Here is a 15,360-nt window from a genome sequence, read left to right as displayed (position 1 = left end):
CCCGGCACGGGCTGCCCGCGTGGAGCGGGCAGCCCTATCCGTTGGGCGCCACCTTCGACGGACAGGGCACCAACTTCGCACTGTTCAGCGAGGTCGCCGAGCGCGTGGACCTGATCCTGCTGGACGACGCGGGCACGCAGACCCCCGTCCGGCTGCACGAGGTCGACGGATTCGTCTGGCACGGCTACCTGCCCGGGATCGCGCCCGGCCGGCGCTACGGGTACCGGGTGCACGGACCCTGGCAGCCGTCCCTGGGCCACCGGTGCAACCCGGCGAAGCTGCTGCTCGACCCCTACGCCATGGCCGTGGACGGCCAGATCGACAACCACCCCTCGCTGTACGAGCGCGCCCCCGACGGCCCGGCGCCCGCCGACAGCGCCGGGCACTCCATGCTGGGCGTGGTGGCCGATCCGTACTTCGACTGGGGCGACGACCGCCCGCCCCGCACGCCCTATGCCGACTCGGTCATCTACGAGGCCCACGTACGCGGCCTCACCCGCACCCACCCGGACGTCCCGGAACGGTTGCGCGGCACCTACGCCGGCCTCGCGCACCCCGCGGTCATCGAGCACCTGACCTCGCTCGGGGTGACGGCGGTGGAGCTGATGCCGGTGCACCAGTTCGTGCAGGACGGCGTCCTCCAGGACCGGGGCCTGGCCAACCACTGGGGCTACAACACCATCGGCTTCTTCGCCCCGCACAACGCCTACGCCGCCTTCGGCACCCGGGGTCAGCAGGTCAACGAGTTCAAGGCGATGGTGAAGGCGCTGCACGCGGCCGGCCTCGAAGTGATCCTCGACGTCGTCTACAACCACACCGCCGAGGGCGACGAGCGGGGCCCGACCCTCTCCTTCCGGGGCATCGACAACGCCTCCTACTACCGGCTGGTCGACGGCGACTGGGCGCACTACTACGACACCACCGGCACCGGCAACAGCCTGCTGATGCGGCACCCGTACGTCCTCCAGCTCATCATGGACTCGCTGCGGTACTGGGTCACCGAGATGCGCGTCGACGGCTTCCGCTTCGACCTCGCGGCCACGCTGGCCCGGCAGTTCCACGAGGTGGACCGGCTCTCGGCGTTCTTCGACCTGATCCAGCAGGACCCGGTGATCAGCCGCGTCAAGCTGATCGCCGAGCCGTGGGACGTGGGCGAGGGCGGCTACCAGGTGGGCAACTTCCCGCCGCTGTGGTCCGAGTGGAACGGCAAGTACCGGGACGCCGTACGGGACTTCTGGCGCGCCGAGCGCGGCTCGCTCGGCGAGTTCGCCTCCCGGCTGACCGGCTCCTCCGACCTCTACCAGCACAGCCGGCGCCGGCCCCGCGCGAGCGTCAACTTCGTCACCGCGCACGACGGTTTCACGCTGCGCGACCTCGTGTCGTACAACGACAAGCACAACGAGGCCAACGGCGAGGACAACCGGGACGGCGAGAGCCACAACCGCTCGTGGAACTGCGGGGCGGAGGGTGACACCGACGACCCGGGCATCCTCGAACTGCGCGCCCGCCAGCAGCGCAACCTGCTGGCGACGCTGCTGCTCTCGCAGGGCATCCCGATGCTCTCCCACGGCGACGAACTCGGCCGCACCCAGCGGGGCAACAACAACGCCTACTGCCAGGACAACGAGATCTCCTGGGTCGACTGGGAACTCGACCGCGAACAGCGGTCGTTGACGGCGTTCACCCGGCACCTGATCGCCCTGCGCGCCGCCCACCCCGTGCTGCGCCGGAGCCGGTTCTTCCGCGGCGAGACCGCGACCAACGCCGACCAGCCGCTGCCCGACCTGATGTGGCTGCGGCCCGACGCCCGCGAGATGACCGACCGGGACTGGCAGCGCGGCGACGCCCACTCGGTGACGGTCTTCCTCAACGGCGACGCCATCGCCGAACGCGACTCCTACGGGCGGCGGATGACCGACGACTCCTTCCTGCTGCTCGTCAACGGCTACTGGGAACCGGTCGTCTTCCGGCTGCCCGGCCCCGCGTTCGCCGAACGCTGGACCACCCTGATCGACACGGCCGACGCGGACGGCATCCCGGACGAGCGGGAACACAAGGCGGGCACGAGGCTGCGGACGGAGGCACGCAGCCTGGTCGTACTGTCCAGGCCGTCACGCGTCACCGCCGGGTGACGACCCTAGCGCTGCCGGTGCGAGGTCACCGTGAACTGGGCCCCGTCCGGGTCCCGCAGGATCGCCTCGTCCTCCGCCTCGCTCAGCACACTGCCGCCGTGCTTCTCCGCCGTGCGGGCGCAGCCCAGGACGTCCGCGACGGCGAAGTGGATCTGCCAGTGCGGCCGCACGGACGGATCCGGCGCCGACCCCACCGCGCCCGAGTCGATCCGGGCCACGATGTCGCCCTGGCTGCGCAGCACCACCTCGCCGCCCTCGTACTCCACCTCGCAGCAGCCCGGCTTCCCGGACGCCCAGTCGAGGATCTCGCCGTAGAACAGTGCGGCGTCGAAGGCGTCGCGCGTGTGCAGCCGGATGAAGGTCGGCGACGCCCGGCGCCAGGCCTCCCAGTTGCCGACCAGTTCCCCCTGCCAGATCCCGAACGTCGCCCCGTCCCGGTCGGCGAGCAGCGCGGCCCGGCCCGGCGGGAAGGACAGCGGTCCGACGGCCGCCGTACCGCCGCGCTCGCGGGCCCGGGCCACGGCCGTGTCGGCGTCCGGCACCGCGAAGTACGGCGTCCAGGCCACCGCCATCTGCCACATCGCGGCGACGGCCGCGATCCCCGCCACCGGCACCCCGTCGGCCAGCGCGATGCGGAAGTGCTCGCCCAGTTTCACGCCGCGCCAGCGCCAGCCCAGGACGGCCGTGTAGAACTCCTGGGTGGCCGCGAGGTCGCGGCTGGTCAGGCTCACCCAGCAGGGGGCGCCGAAGACGGAGTGCGTGGAGACGACGTCCCGTCTGCGCGGTCCACCGTCGGCGGGGGGCTTGTGGTTCATGGCGGTCGCGTCCTGGGGTCGGGGACGGTCTGGCACCAGTGTCCACTGTGCGGCCCGGTTCGCGCTCCTCGGCCTCTTCTTCGACCGCCGTCCGGGGGAAATATCTCTGTAGCAGAGGTAATCTTCGAGTGTGGAACACGAGAGCTACCCGGAGGAGCTGGCGGACACGCTGGTGCGCATCCAGCGGCTGATCCGGCGCCGCCTGCGCGGCGGGCTCGCCCGGCCCCGGCTGCGCGGCGCCGAGGTGGAGCTGCTGCGGCTGGTCGAGTCCCGGCCCGGCATCGGCATCTCGGACGCCGCCAGGGCGCTGCACCTGGCGGGCAACTCCGTGTCGACCCTGGTCAACCAGCTGGTCAAGGGCGGCTATCTGGTCCGCGAGACCGACCCGGCCGACCGCCGGGCCGCCCGTCTGCTGCTCACCGGGGCCGCCGAGAAGAGGCTCGCCGACTGGCAGCGCCGCCGGGCCGAGCTGGTGTCCCGGCACGTCTCACGGCTCGACGAGGCCGACCGGGAGGCCCTCCGCGCGGCCCTTCCGGCGCTGCGCAGGCTGGCCGTCACCCTGCACGAGGAACACGAGGAGCACGAGGAGACAGCGAAGCCATGACGCAGCCCGAGGAACGGGACGTGAGTCCGGGCACGACGACGAGCGAGAGCACCGGTGTGGCCGACGGAGGAGCCGAGGGCGTCGCCGACGCCGTCTCCTGTATCTCCCTGGCCTACGCGTTCGGCGACACGAGGGCCGTCGACGGACTGGACCTCGCCGTCCGTGAGGGCGAGGTGTTCGGACTGCTCGGCCCCAACGGCGCAGGCAAGACCACCGCCATCCGCTGCGTCACCACGCTGCTGCCCGTCCCCGCCGGCAAGGTCCGGGTCTTCGGCCACGACGCGGCGAAGGAACGCATGGCGGTACGCCGGCTCCTCGGCTACGTCCCGCAGCAGCTCTCCGCCGACCAGGGGCTCACCGGCCGGGAGAACGTCGCCCTGTTCGCCCGGGTCTTCGACGTGCCCCGGCGCGAGCGCGCCGCCCGCGTCGCCCAGGCTCTCGCCGCCGTCGGCCTCGCCGACGCCGCCGACCGGCTCGCCGGCACCTACTCCGGCGGCATGATCCGCCGCCTCGAACTCGCCCAGGCCCTGGTCAGCGCGCCCCGGCTGCTGATCCTGGACGAGCCGACCATCGGGCTGGACCCGATCGCCCGCACCGGCGTGTGGGAGCACATCAACGCCGTCCGCGCCGCGACCGGCATGACCGTGCTCGTCACCACCCACTACATGGACGAGGCCGACCAGTACTGCGACCGGGTCGGCCTCATGCACCGCGGCCGGATCCGCGCCCTCGGCACCCCGGCCGAACTGCGCCAGGGGCTCGCCGAACGCCAGGGCACCGACACCCTGCCCACCCTGGAGGACGTCTTTCGCGCCATCGCCGGCAGCGGCCTCGACGACACGTCCAAAGGAGGTTTCCGCGATGTCCGCAGCACCCGCCGCACCGCGCACCGAGTCGGCTGACCACACGGATCTTCTGCTCACCCCGCCCGTGCCCCGCGCCGGCTGGCGGCTGCTGCCCGCCCGGGTCGTCGCCATGTGCGCCGTCGAACTGCAGAAGCTGCGCCACGACCGCACCGAGCTGTACACCCGCGCCGTCCAGCCCGCCCTGTGGCTGCTGATATTCGGCCAGACCTTCACCCGCATCCGGGCGATACCCACCGGCGGCATCCCCTACATCGACTTCATGGCGCCCGGCATCATCGCCCAGTCGGCGATGTTCATCGCGATCTTCTACGGCATCCAGATCATCTGGGAGCGCGACGCCGGCATCCTGAACAAGCTGCTCGTCACCCCGACCCCGCGCTCGGCACTCATCACCGGCAAGGCGTTCGCGGCCGGTGTGAAGTCGCTGATCCAGGCCGTCGTCGTCATCGTCATCGCGGCGATCCTCGGCGTGGCGCTGACCTGGAACCCGCTCAAGCTGCTCGGCGTCGCCGCGGCCGTCGTGCTCGCGTCCGCCTTCTTCTCCTGTCTGTCGATGACCATCGCGGGCATCGTGATCAGCCGCGACCGCCTGATGGGCATCGGCCAGGCGATCACCATGCCGCTGTTCTTCGGCTCCAACGCCCTCTACCCCGTTTCGGTGATGCCGGGCTGGCTCCAGGCCGTCAGCAAGGTCAACCCGCTGAGCTATCAAGTCGATGCGCTGCGCGGGCTGCTGCTCGGCACACCGTCGCATCTCGGCGCCGACTTCGCGGTGCTGGCGGCGGCCGCCGCGCTCGGCATCGCGGCCGCCTCCTCGTTGCTCGGTCGCCTGGCCCGGTGATCGCGCTCGCGCGGCCTGCCGATCTTGTGCGAACGTGATGTGCGGCACGCGCGCGTACCCCCGGAGAAGGGACCGTGAACGGATTCTTCCTGGGCAGCGCTTGATCAGCGATCAAAGCGGGCGAACCCGCTGGCCACGGCGCATTCTGCCCATTTGACAGTGCGCTGAGCGCACAGATAGACAGCAGCTCTCGATAGGTCGAGAGGGGCACTGTGTACGAGCCGAACGTGGTCGGTGACTGGCACGAGTACGACGAGCATGCCGGTCTGCGGGTCCGCGTCCACCGCCTGGAGGCCGCGGAGCCGCCGCGCGGACGCGACGACGCCGCCGTGGGGCTGACGTACTTCAGTGTCCGGGTGACCGTCGAGAACCGCGGTGCGCGGCACTACGGCATCCATCTGGAGGACGGTCAGATCGACGTCCGCGTCGGCCAGGACGGCGAGGCCGCGTTCATGGACTGGCGCAACTCCCAGTTCATCGAGGGCTTCGACGTCTATCCGCTGCGCCGGGCCACCGCCGTGCTCTACGCCGCCGCCCCCGAGGCCGCCCTGACCCACGTGGACGTACAGGTGCAGCTGCGGGTGGAGGAGGAGTGGACCGACCGCAGGCTGTGGGCCGGCGGCATCGGTGTCCAGGAGGCGCCCGCCGCGGCCGCCCCGGCGGGCAGCCACCAGGGCGGCCTCGCCCACCAGGTCAGCGCCTTCCTGCGGGACCAGACGGAGCCGGGCTCCGCCTGACGCCGTCGGCCCGCGCGTCGTACGACGTCAGTGCGGGATGCCGTCGATGATCTCCCGGGCGCCCTGCCGGAGCAGCGCCACGGCGACCGAGGTGCCCAGCGTGGCCGGATCGAGCCGTCCGGCCCACTCGTGGGCGTTCAGCCGGGTCTTGCCGTCGGGCGTGAACACGCAGGCGCGCAGGGAGAGTTCCCCGCTGCGGTCCACGCGCGCGTACCCGGCGATGGGGCTGTTGCAGTGGCCCTGGAGCACATGCAGGAACATCCGCTCGGCCATCGCCTCCCGGTGCGTGTCCGGGTCGCCGAGCCCGCTGACCGCGTCGATGACGCCGGTGTCGTCCTCCCGGCACTGCAGGGCGAGGATGCCCGCGCCGATCGGCGGCATCATCGTCTCCGTGGACAGCACCTCGCTGATCACGTCGGTCCGGCCGATCCGCTCCAGCCCGGCCACCGCGAGCAGCAGCGCGTCCGCCTCGCCTTCGGCGAGCTTCGCCAGCCGGCGGTTGTCGTTGCCGCGGAACGGCACGCACTCCAGATGCGGGTGCGTGGCGGCCAGTTGGGCGATCCGGCGCACCGAGGAGGTACCGATCCGGGTGCCGGCGGGCAGCTCGTCCAGGGTGAGCCCGTCCGGGTGGACCAGCGCGTCCCGGATGTCGTCCCGCTTCAGGAACGCGGCGAACACCGTCCCGGCGGGCAGCGGCCGGTCGGCGGGCACGTCCTTCACACAGTGCACCGCGAGGTCGGCCTTCCCGGCCAGCAGGGCCGCGTCGACCTCCTTGGTGAACGCCCCCTTGCCCTCGACCTGGGACAGGTCGCCGAGCCACTTGTCACCGGTGGTCTTCACCGGGACGACCTCGGTGCGCAGCTCCGGGTGCAGGGCGGCCAACTCGGCCCGGACCCGGTCGACCTGGGCCAGGGCCATGGGCGAGTCGCGGGAGACGATACGGATCAATTCGGGAACCGGCATGGGCACACGATAGACCTTCGGCGGTCACCGAAGGTCTTCGGGCAGGTCGGCCGCCGACTCCTCGGGCGCAAGGTCCGGGCGCAGCCGCAGCCAGACCGGCTGGCGCAGCAGCCCGTCCCGGGTGCGGGTGCTGTAGGAGACCTCGCCGACCAGCCGCGGCAGCACCCAGTGGGCGCCCGCGATCCGCGGCACCGGGTCGAAGGGACACCGCCCGCTCGCGGCGGCATCGAGCAGCCGGGCCAGCTCCAGGCGCTCCGCCTCGCTCCAGCCGGTGCCGACCCCGCCGGCGTACCGCAGCCGCCCGCCCGAGCGCTGGCCGACCAGCAGCGCCCCGGGCAGTCCCGTCAGCCGCCCCTTCCCGGGCAGCCAGCCACCGACGATCACGTCCTCGGCCCGCATGTTCCGGATCTTGATCCAGGCGCGGGAGCGCACCCCGGGCTCGTACACCGAGTCCAGCCGCTTGCACACCAGCCCCTCCAGACCGTGCTCCCTGGTCGCCGCGAGCGCCTCCGCGCCGTGCCCGACGACCGCGCCCGGCACCGACCAGTACGGCCCCGCCAGCTCCAGCTCCGCCAACCGCGCCCGCCGCCGGACGTACGACTGCCGGACCAGGGACTCGCCCAGATGGGGAACGTCGAAGAGCACCAGGTGGACCGGCGTCTCGGCGGCCCTGCGCGCCGCCCGCGCGGGGGAGTGGGCGAGCCCCATCCGGCCCTGCAGCAGCTGGAAGTCGGCCCGGCCGTGCTCGTCCAGGGCCAGCACCTCACCGTCCAGCACGGCGGGCGTGGCGCCCAGGGCGGCGCCGAGCGGCCGGAGTTCGGGATAGGCCGTCGTGATGTCCTCGCCCGAGCGGGCACGCAGGAGGACACTGCCGTCGCCGGGCAGGTACACCATCGCCCGCTGGCCGTCCTGCTTGGTCTCGTACGCCCAGCGCGCGTCCTGGGCGGCGGGCGGCAGTCCGCCGGGCGTGGCGAGCATCGGCGCGATGAGGGGCAGCGGCGGGGGCGGGGGGACGGCGGTCACGGCTGAAGTCCTCGACCGCTTCCGCCGGCCGCACGCGCCTTCGCCCGCCGGTTCCCCCGAACGGGTCCCGCAGCGCACGCGGGATCAGGCGTGCCGGGTGTGCCGCAGATGGGCGGGCACCGCCAGTACCCTGCGGTGCCCGCTGTCGCTCGGCGGCAGGCCCAGCTTCAGGAAGACGTTGCCGATGTGCTTGCTGACGGAGCGCTCGGTGATGACGAGCGTCCGGGCGATCGTGGTGTTGTCGTGCCCCTCGGCCATCAGCCGCAGCACCTCCCGCTCGCGCGGGGTGAGCGCGTCCAGGGGCGAGTCCGCGTGGCGGGTCATCAACTCCGTCACCACCTCGGGGTCGAGGGCGGTGCCGCCGCGCGCGACCCGGTCCAGCGCGTCGAGGAACTCGTCCACACAGCCCACCCGGTCCTTGAGCAGGTAACCCACCCCATGCGCCCCACCGCTCAGCAACTCGGCCGCGTACGACTCCTCGACGTACTGCGAGAGCACCAGGACCGGCAGTCCGGGCAGCCGCTCACGCGCGGCCAGTGCCGCGCGCAGTCCCTCGTCACGGAAGCGCGGCGGCATCCGTACGTCCAGGACGGCGATGTCGGGGCGCTGGGCGAGCAGCGCCGGCAGGACCTCCGGCCGCTGCCCACGACGGCGGCCACCTCGTGCCCGGCCGACGCCGGCAACAGCACCAGGCCCTCCCGGAGCAGGGCGTTGTCCTCGGCGATCACGATGCGCACGGCGGTTCCTTCGTCTCTCTTCGTTCCGGGACGGACCGATGGCCGCCGCGGTCGGCCGGGGCCGGGCCGGCTCCGGCGGGCTTCGGCCGGAGGCTCCCGCACGGGGCCGAGCCCGCCGTCCCCGCTCGACCGAGCGCACCGTCCCGCTCGTACGCCTCAGCACGCCGCTCGCTGGGGCCCGGTCACCGTCCCCGGAGGTCCGGCTCAGGCCACCGCTTCGGCCGAGGGCTCGGCGGCGGCCGGTGCCGGGGCCGGGTCGGCCGGACGGTGGCGGGGGAGGTCGGTCATGAGGAGAAACCTTCCGGAGGGCAAGGGGTGGGAATCGGCGGGCGACGGGTGAGAATGGCGGGTAAAACTGATTAAGTCAACTGCTTGACTTACTTTAGTGAGCCGAAAAGGCGCCGCACACGTGGCCTGTCCGTGGTGGCGCGGGCGCGCATCGTAGGCTTCTCGGGCTGGACCTCGCCGCCCCGGTCGAGGACCCGGGGTGGCGTGAGGGACTGGCCGCCCCAGGGCGCTGCGCAGTCCCGGAGCGGTGGTGAGCATGGCGCGCAGGACGGCTCGGGCCGAGCAGGTGAGCGCGACCCGGGAGGCGATCCTGACCGCGGCGGAGCGACTGTTCGCCGAGCACGGCGTGTACGCCGTCTCCAACCGCCAGGTCAGCGAGGCCGCCGGCCAGGGCAACAACGCCGCGGTCGGCTACCACTTCGGCACCAAGGCCGACCTGGTCCGCGCGGTGGCCCGCCGGCACGCCGAGCGCATCGAGACGCTGCGCGAGCGGGCGCTGGAGGCAGCCGGCGACTCCACGGACGTACGCGACTGGGTCGACTGTCTGGTGCGCCCGGTCACCGAGCACCTGGCCGGGCTCGGCAGCCCCACCTGGTACGCCCGGTTCTGCGCGCAGGTGATGACCGACCCGGCGCTGCACGAGATCATGGTCGAGGAGTCCATGACCTCACCCGCGCTGCGCCGCGCGATCGAGGCGCTGAACCGCGTCCTGCCCGAGCTGCCGCCCGAGGTCCGCGCCGAACGCCGCCAGATGGTCCGGCAGTTGATCCTGCACACCTGCGCCGAGCGGGAACGTGCCCTCGCCGAGGGCACCCCGACCCCGCGCGCCACCTGGGCGGGCGCGGCCGACGGGCTCGCCGACGCGATCGTCGGCCTGTGGCTGGCCCCGGTGGCGCGCGGCGCGCGCTGAACCCCGCGGACCCGGCCCCCGGCTCCGGCGCCGTCCACGCCCGGACCTCGCTCACCCGGAGCCACCGCACCCGGCGTTCACGCACCGGCTCACGCATCGAAGGTCACCACGACCTTCTCCGCCGCGCACGGCGTCTGCGGCGCCCGCTGTCCGGGGCGGGGATCCGGATCGAGCACCGCACCCACGCCGCCGAACAGGGCATGGCCGCGGCTCGCAATCTGCTCGCCCCCGAGCCCCGCAAGCCGTTCGCGCCGGTACCGTACTTCTGGTCCGACCAGTACGAGCTGGATGCCGTCTAAGGCCATCCGGGCGTGGCGCCAGGTCGTCGCGGCGGGATCCGCCTGGCGGGACGCGGTGGGGTAGCGGCACCGTCGGGGCGCTCACCCCTTGGCCGCGAGGCTCACCGCGTTCGCCGCCACCACCGCCCCGATCCCCGCCCACTCCGCCGCGCCCAGGCCCTGGCCGAGCACGACCTGGCCGACCAGCGCCGCCAGCACCGGGTTGACGCTCATGAACAGGCCGAAGGTCTGCGCAGGGACACGGCGCAGGGTCAGCAGGTCGGCCAGGTAGGGCACCGCGGAGGACAGGACGCCTGCCGTCACCGCGCACAGGACGGCCCCGGCCGTCGGCGGATGGCGCAGGACGACCACGATGCCGGCCGGGACGAAGGCCAGCGCCGAGACCGACGCGGCCGCCGCGGCGCCCTGCGCGCCCGGTATGCGCCGGCCGACGACGCGGTTGAGCAGGATGTACGACGCCCAGCAGCACGCGGCGACCAGGCCGAGGGCCATCCCGGCGTAGTCGGCGGAGGGCCGCGGGCGCATCAGGACGATCACCCCGGCCGCGGCCAGCACCGCGCACCCGGCGTCCAGCCGGCGCCGCGTCGCGGCCAGGGCGATGGTCAGCGGTCCGAGGAACTCCAGGGTCACCGCGAGCCCCAGACCGATCCGGTCGACGGCGCTGTACAGGCTGAGGTTCATCGTGCCGAACACCACGGCCAGCAGCAGCACCGGCCACCACTGCCGCCAGGTGAAGGCGCGCAGCCTGGGCCGGCCGACGGCGAGCAGGACGAGCGCGGCGACGTACTGCCGTACCGCGACCACACCGAGCGGACCGAGCACGGGGAAGGCCAGCGCCCCGACGGCGGCGCCGGTCTGGTTGGAGAGCCCGCTGCCGAACATGGTGGCCACACCGGCCAGGGGCCCGGACCGCGCCGGGGACGGGGTCACGGCCGTGGCAGCGGCCACGGCCGGGCGGTGGAGAGCGCGTCGCATACCGGGATCGTGTGTCACCCGCACTCTTGCGCAAAATGCATGCCTCGGCCGATCTATACGCTGAGCGTATGCACGACATCGAGCTGCGCCAGCTGCGCTGCCTCGTGGCAATCGTCGACGAGGGCACCTTCACGGACGCGGCGATCGCCCTCGGCGTCTCCCAGGCCGCCGTCTCCCGCACCCTCGCCTCCCTCGAACGCGCCCTGGGCGTACGGCTGTTGCGCCGCACCTCGCGCGAGGTGATCCCCACCGCGACCGGACTGCGCGTGGTGGCCCAGGCCCGCCGGGTGCTCGCGGACGTCTCCGACCTGGTCCGGGAGGCGTCCTCGGGACACACCCGGCTGCGGGTCGGTTACGCCTGGTCGGCGGTGGGCCGGCACACGGTCGCCTTCCAGCGGCGCTGGAACGCGGCGCACGGCGACATCGACCTGCATCTCGTGCGCGTCAACTCGCCCGCCGCCGGGCTCGCCGAGGGCGCCTGCGATCTCGCCGTCGTCCGCAGACCGCTGGAGGACCGGCGGTTCGACACCGCGATCGTCGGCCTGGAGCGCCGGCTGTGCGCGCTCGCCGCCGACGACCGGCTCGCCCGGCGCCGTTCGGTCCGGCTGGCCGAACTGACCGACCGCACCCTGCTCGTGGACCGCCGTACCGGCACGGCCACCGTCGACCTGTGGCCGCCGGACGCCCGTCCGGCCGTCTGGGAGATCCACGACGTCGACGACTGGCTCACCGAGATCGCCGCCGGACGCGGCATCGGCGTCACCGCGGAGTCGACCGCCCACCAGTACCCGCGGCCCGGCATCGTCTACCGGCCGGTGCGCGACGCCGAACCCGTCGCCGTACGGCTCGCCTGGTGGCGCGACGACCCGCACCCGGCCCGGCAGGCGGTGGTCGAGCTGCTCACGGAGCTGTACCGGTCGGCCTGAGACGGGGCGACCGGACAAAGCGGCCGAACAGCATGCGCTCGCGCGGCTGCGACAGGCGATCCTCCGCGGTGCGACCGCACCGGCCCAGCGGCAGGTGGAGACCGAACTCGCCGAGCAGTTCGGTGCGACGCGGGCCGGCATCCGGTTGGCGCTCCGGCCGGGATGGCTCAGCAGTCCCGGCCACGCCTGAGCCGCTGAGCTTCCTGGTCGCCGAGGGCCGTACCACCGAGGCCCGCGCACTCGCCGCCCGCTACGGGGCCGAACTCCGCGCGGCGAGGGCGACAACCTCGGCTCCGCCCTGACGTTCGTGGTGCTGTTCGACCTCGGCGGCCATCGTGGGCATGCTCCTCGCCGGCCGCGCCTCCGACGTGTTCGGTGCCCCGCGCGTCCGCGCGATCCGGTTCGCGCTCACCGCGGCGGGCGCAGCGGCAGCGGGCGGCGACTCGTCACCCCAGGTCGGCCGGCGTCACCTCCCGTCCCGTGCACGCCAGTTCCCCGTCCACCTCGGCACACGCCTCCACGCCGCGGGGCGAGGACACCGACAGCATCGGACTGCTGTCGCCGGCGGAGTCGTCCGCCGGATAACTCGCCGACAGCACGTCCTCCCCCTTCCGCACCGACACCTCGTGGGCCCGCGCCGAGCGCAGCCGGACCTGGGACCAGGCGGTGCCGCAGGCCGCCGACCAACGCAGCCGGACCGTATAGGCGCTGTCGGTGACCGAGCTCGTGGTCCGCGCGTCCCGGGCGCACACCGAGGCGTCGGGCAACTCGCCCTGGCACGAGCGGGCGTGGCAGCGCGGCACCGCCGGCAGGGTCTGCGCGGCGGGCGCGGTGCCCGGGCGGACGGCCAGGATCACGGTGGCGGCCACCGCCGTGACCGCACCGAACACGGCGAACGCCGACAGCGGCAGCCAGGAGGGGCGACGGGACGAGCGCCGTGACCGGAGCCGGCCCCGCGGTCGAAGCCGGCCGGACTCCTCGGCCGGGTCCGCGCCCGGCGCGTCCGGTGCCGGCGGGGGCCCGTCGCCCGCGTCGGCCGGATCCCACCGGGCGAGCACGGCGTCGGGATCGGCGCCGGCCAGCCGGCACAGCGCCTCCACGGCGGGCCGGGGCGGCGGCGTGCTGCCGGACAGATAGCGGTGCCACGCGGACTTGCTGTACGGAGTGCGTGCGGCGAGCGCCGCCAGGCTCAGTCCCGTGCGGTCCTTCAGGGCGCGCAGTATCGCCACCAATGGCTCGTCCGGCGTGGTCGATGTCGATGCTGTCGATGCCTGAGGGTGCCGCATCGTGCGTCCTCGACTCCCTTTTCCGCTATGGGCTCCCCTATGGGAGGTTTCGCCCCTGTTGTCGGAATGGCTTCCCGGGACTGCGGCGAGCGCAACACGCGGTGAGGTATGAGGAAGGTGAGGCGTGGGCGTACCGAAGGCCCGTTCGGGGGTCGTCGAACGGGCCTTCGGTGTGAGGGTGATGCGGCGGTGAGGGACCGTCAGCACCAGGGCAGGGCGCGGCGGGTGCGGACGTAGTGCGCCGTGACGTAGCCCCGGTGGTGCGCGAGCCGGTACCAGGTGCGGTTGCCGTGGACCCACGAGCCGCGCGTCCGGCAGGTGAGGTGCAGGTACTGGCCCGCGTGCCGGTGGCCGATCACCCGGTAGCCGGTACCGGGGCCGGAGCGGACGTTGAGCCGTGCGTAGCCGGTGGTGACACGGCCGTAGGTGCGGTACGTGTGGTGCCGGTGCAGGCGGTACGGGGCGTGGTGGATGTGGTGGATGTGGTGGGCGTGGTACTGGCTGATCGCGGCGGGTACCGGGTACGGGGTGGCGGCGTCGACGGGTGCGGCCCCGGCCGCCGTGGGCAGGAATGCGAGGACCGCGACCGTGGCCAGCAGACCGCTCTTGAGGGTCTGTCGGATCATGGCAACCTCCGGCTGTCGTTCTCGTGACCACGAGCCGTGATCACGACAGCCAGCGTTTCCGCGGCGGGCCGCCGCGATGCCGTTCCGGCGTCCCCGGGGACACCCGGGACGTCCCCCGGGACGGATCCCCGCGCCGCGGCCCCGCCCGCCTGCGCCGGGGCGGACCGGCGTTCCGCCGTGCCGCCCGTCTCCGCGCCGGTCCGGGTGACGCGTCCCGGGTGGGTGTTCGGGGGTGTCCGCGTCAGACGGTCTCGGCGAAGGTGATGGTCCGCTCCTTCAGCAGCGGGAACACCGTGCCCCGGATCAGCTCCGCGAAGTGGGCCGTCCGCTTGTGCGCCTCGAAGCCGTCGCGGTCGGTGTACCGCTCGTACAGCAGGAACGCCCCCGGCTGGTCCACCACCTCGTGCGCCTCGTAGGCGAGGTTCGCGGGCTCGGACGCGACCAGCTCGCGCATGGCGCGGAGCGCGTCACGCACGGTGTCCACGTCGGCGGGCGCGCACTGGTACTGGGCGACGACGGCGAAGGCCATGGGTTCCTCCGGGGTTCTTCGGGGGTGGGTCGTGGTTCTGCCGATTGCAGCACGCGGGTGGCGGGGGGCGGTCCGCACGACACGCGTCCGGTGGTGTCGGCCGGAGCCGCCTGAGGGTGCACGGAAGTTACTTGACTTACGCAACGATCCGGTAAACTGGCGGGTGTGCCCACGGAATCGCTGTCCGGCATGCCCGTCGCCTCCCCGGAGGTCGTCGAGATCGAGCGCGCTCTGACGCGCGTCACCTATCTCAGCACGCGATCCCGGCAGCACGAGCGGCTGATGGGGCTGGCCGGTGTGCCGCTGGACCGGGCCGCGGTGGCGCTGCTGCGGCAGATCGCCGACTCCGAGCCGCTGCGGCCGGGCGAGCTGGCGCAGCGCCTGGGCGTGGAGGCCTCGCACGTGACACGGACCGTCCAGCAGCTCCAGCGGGCCGGCTATGTCAGCCGCGTCCCGGACCCCGACGACCGGCGGGCCCAGCGGATCCAGCTGACCGACGCCGGGCGGGAGGCCGTCGGACGAATCCGGGAGGCCGGTGCCCGGGGCATGCAGCTCGCCCTCGCCGGCTGGCGTCCCGAGGAGCTGCGGCAGATGGCCACGCTCTTCCACCGCATGGTCGACGACTTCCTCGCGTACACGGTCGAGGAGGACTCCGGCCGGGAGGCCGACGCCGCCTCGCCGGTGACGGGCTGACGGGCGTCGCCGTACGGGGACGGCGGTGCGGGCGCCGCCTCTACCGTCCAGTAATATCCGGCCGCAGGCCGGCGCGCCGGAACACGGTGTGGCCGGCACAGCGGGGCGCG

General features: G+C 73.4%; 16 protein-coding genes and 2 pseudogenes. 10 read left to right on the top strand and 8 right to left on the bottom strand.

Features of this window, described 5'->3' with window-relative positions; genetic code table 11:
- Positions 1-11: 11 nt before the first annotated feature.
- Positions 12-2,132 carry a glycogen debranching protein GlgX gene (gene glgX / locus AC4OXY_RS09175; RefSeq protein ID WP_362822171.1) on the top strand — a complete coding sequence of 707 codons (2,121 nt, stop codon included), beginning with the start codon at positions 12-14 and terminating at the stop codon, positions 2,130-2,132.
- A 5-nt stretch (positions 2,133-2,137) separates the two neighbouring features.
- Here glgX and AC4OXY_RS09170 read toward each other — a convergent pair whose 3' ends face one another.
- Positions 2,138-2,947, bottom strand: coding sequence for a VOC family protein (locus AC4OXY_RS09170; protein WP_356023783.1), 810 nt, complete (start codon positions 2,945-2,947; stop codon positions 2,138-2,140).
- A gap of 130 nt (positions 2,948-3,077) precedes the next feature.
- On the opposite strand from AC4OXY_RS09170, the gene AC4OXY_RS09165 reads away from it, so the two are divergent.
- The 4 genes from AC4OXY_RS09165 to AC4OXY_RS09150 all read left to right on the top strand — a co-directional run bounded on the left by AC4OXY_RS09165 (position 3,078) and on the right by AC4OXY_RS09150 (position 5,995).
- Positions 3,078-3,551 carry a MarR family winged helix-turn-helix transcriptional regulator gene (locus AC4OXY_RS09165; RefSeq protein ID WP_376288048.1) on the top strand — a complete coding sequence of 158 codons (474 nt, stop codon included), beginning with the start codon at positions 3,078-3,080 and terminating at the stop codon, positions 3,549-3,551.
- Entirely contained in the window at positions 3,548-4,453 is a 906-nt protein-coding gene (locus AC4OXY_RS09160) for an ABC transporter ATP-binding protein (RefSeq protein WP_491993636.1), read from the top strand. The genes AC4OXY_RS09165 and AC4OXY_RS09160 overlap by 4 nt, the downstream gene beginning before the upstream one ends.
- On the top strand, positions 4,413-5,258 hold the full coding sequence (locus AC4OXY_RS09155) for an ABC transporter permease (RefSeq protein ID WP_402068496.1): 846 nt from the start codon (positions 4,413-4,415) through the stop codon (positions 5,256-5,258). Before AC4OXY_RS09160 ends, AC4OXY_RS09155 begins: the two co-directional genes overlap by 41 nt.
- 212 nt (positions 5,259-5,470) lie before the next feature.
- Positions 5,471-5,995 (top strand): hypothetical protein, encoded by a 525-nt coding sequence (locus AC4OXY_RS09150; RefSeq protein ID WP_362822109.1) that lies wholly within the window; start codon positions 5,471-5,473, stop codon positions 5,993-5,995.
- Positions 5,996-6,022: 27 nt separating this feature from the next.
- Here AC4OXY_RS09150 and hemC read toward each other — a convergent pair whose 3' ends face one another.
- The 3 genes and pseudogenes from hemC to AC4OXY_RS09135 form a co-directional block, all read right to left on the bottom strand.
- Positions 6,023-6,964, bottom strand: a complete 942-nt coding sequence (gene hemC / locus AC4OXY_RS09145) for a hydroxymethylbilane synthase (RefSeq protein WP_376288051.1) — start codon at positions 6,962-6,964, stop codon at positions 6,023-6,025.
- Positions 6,965-6,982: 18 nt separating this feature from the next.
- Positions 6,983-7,936: an ATP-dependent DNA ligase gene (locus AC4OXY_RS09140; RefSeq protein ID WP_362822172.1), complete on the bottom strand. Its 954-nt coding sequence runs from the start codon at positions 7,934-7,936 to the stop codon at positions 6,983-6,985.
- Positions 7,937-8,065: 129 nt separating this feature from the next.
- Positions 8,066-8,718: pseudogene (locus AC4OXY_RS09135) on the bottom strand (response regulator transcription factor).
- A gap of 544 nt (positions 8,719-9,262) precedes the next feature.
- Between AC4OXY_RS09135 and AC4OXY_RS09130 the strand changes: the two are divergent.
- A complete protein-coding gene (locus AC4OXY_RS09130) occupies positions 9,263-9,916 on the top strand; it encodes a TetR/AcrR family transcriptional regulator (RefSeq protein WP_491993635.1) in 654 nt (217 codons plus the stop codon).
- Positions 9,883-10,215, top strand: coding sequence for a hypothetical protein (locus tag AC4OXY_RS09125; protein WP_491993634.1), 333 nt, complete (start codon positions 9,883-9,885; stop codon positions 10,213-10,215). Before AC4OXY_RS09130 ends, AC4OXY_RS09125 begins: the two co-directional genes overlap by 34 nt.
- A gap of 81 nt (positions 10,216-10,296) precedes the next feature.
- On the opposite strand, the gene AC4OXY_RS09120 is transcribed toward AC4OXY_RS09125, so the two are convergent.
- Positions 10,297-11,106, bottom strand: coding sequence for an EamA family transporter (locus tag AC4OXY_RS09120; protein WP_491994805.1), 810 nt, complete (start codon positions 11,104-11,106; stop codon positions 10,297-10,299).
- A 152-nt stretch (positions 11,107-11,258) separates the two neighbouring features.
- On the opposite strand from AC4OXY_RS09120, the gene AC4OXY_RS09115 reads away from it, so the two are divergent.
- Both AC4OXY_RS09115 and AC4OXY_RS09110 read left to right on the top strand, forming a co-directional pair.
- Entirely contained in the window at positions 11,259-12,116 is an 858-nt protein-coding gene (locus AC4OXY_RS09115) for a LysR family transcriptional regulator (protein ID WP_356023801.1), read from the top strand.
- 46 nt (positions 12,117-12,162) lie between these two features.
- A pseudogene (locus AC4OXY_RS09110) lies at positions 12,163-12,270 on the top strand (GntR family transcriptional regulator); the annotation flags it as partial.
- A gap of 292 nt (positions 12,271-12,562) precedes the next feature.
- On the opposite strand, the gene AC4OXY_RS09105 reads toward AC4OXY_RS09110, so the two are convergent.
- The 3 genes from AC4OXY_RS09105 to AC4OXY_RS09095 form a co-directional block, all read right to left on the bottom strand.
- Positions 12,563-13,345, bottom strand: coding sequence for an XRE family transcriptional regulator (locus tag AC4OXY_RS09105; RefSeq protein WP_356023803.1), 783 nt, complete (start codon positions 13,343-13,345; stop codon positions 12,563-12,565).
- Positions 13,346-13,602: 257 nt separating this feature from the next.
- A complete protein-coding gene (locus AC4OXY_RS09100) occupies positions 13,603-14,028 on the bottom strand; it encodes an SH3 domain-containing protein (RefSeq protein ID WP_356023805.1) in 426 nt (141 codons plus the stop codon).
- A 241-nt stretch (positions 14,029-14,269) separates the two neighbouring features.
- Positions 14,270-14,557 (bottom strand): putative quinol monooxygenase, encoded by a 288-nt coding sequence (locus AC4OXY_RS09095; RefSeq protein WP_356023807.1) that lies wholly within the window; start codon positions 14,555-14,557, stop codon positions 14,270-14,272.
- Positions 14,558-14,722: 165 nt separating this feature from the next.
- Here AC4OXY_RS09095 and AC4OXY_RS09090 point away from each other — a divergent pair, with 165 nt between their 5' ends.
- Positions 14,723-15,250, top strand: coding sequence for a MarR family winged helix-turn-helix transcriptional regulator (locus tag AC4OXY_RS09090; RefSeq protein WP_491993633.1), 528 nt, complete (start codon positions 14,723-14,725; stop codon positions 15,248-15,250).
- The last annotated feature ends 110 nt before the right edge of the window (positions 15,251-15,360 follow it).

It is taken from the genome of Streptomyces sp. HUAS MG56, assembly GCF_058673395.1.
Note: the sequence above shows the minus strand (reverse complement) of the source record. Positions and strands in the feature narration are given on the sequence as shown.

Coding starts and splice junctions, on each gene's coding strand:
- AC4OXY_RS09170 (WP_356023783.1), bottom strand. CDS start 2,947: ATGAACCACAAGCCCCCCGCCGACGGTGGACCGCGCAGACGGGACGTC.
- AC4OXY_RS09160 (WP_491993636.1), top strand. CDS start 3,548: ATGACGCAGCCCGAGGAACGGGACGTGAGTCCGGGCACGACGACGAGC.
- AC4OXY_RS09155 (WP_402068496.1), top strand. CDS start 4,413: ATGTCCGCAGCACCCGCCGCACCGCGCACCGAGTCGGCTGACCACACG.
- AC4OXY_RS09140 (WP_362822172.1), bottom strand. CDS start 7,936: ATGCTCGCCACGCCCGGCGGACTGCCGCCCGCCGCCCAGGACGCGCGC.
- AC4OXY_RS09130 (WP_491993635.1), top strand. CDS start 9,263: ATGGCGCGCAGGACGGCTCGGGCCGAGCAGGTGAGCGCGACCCGGGAG.
- AC4OXY_RS09115 (WP_356023801.1), top strand. CDS start 11,259: ATGCACGACATCGAGCTGCGCCAGCTGCGCTGCCTCGTGGCAATCGTC.
- AC4OXY_RS09100 (WP_356023805.1), bottom strand. CDS start 14,028: ATGATCCGACAGACCCTCAAGAGCGGTCTGCTGGCCACGGTCGCGGTC.
- AC4OXY_RS09095 (WP_356023807.1), bottom strand. CDS start 14,557: ATGGCCTTCGCCGTCGTCGCCCAGTACCAGTGCGCGCCCGCCGACGTG.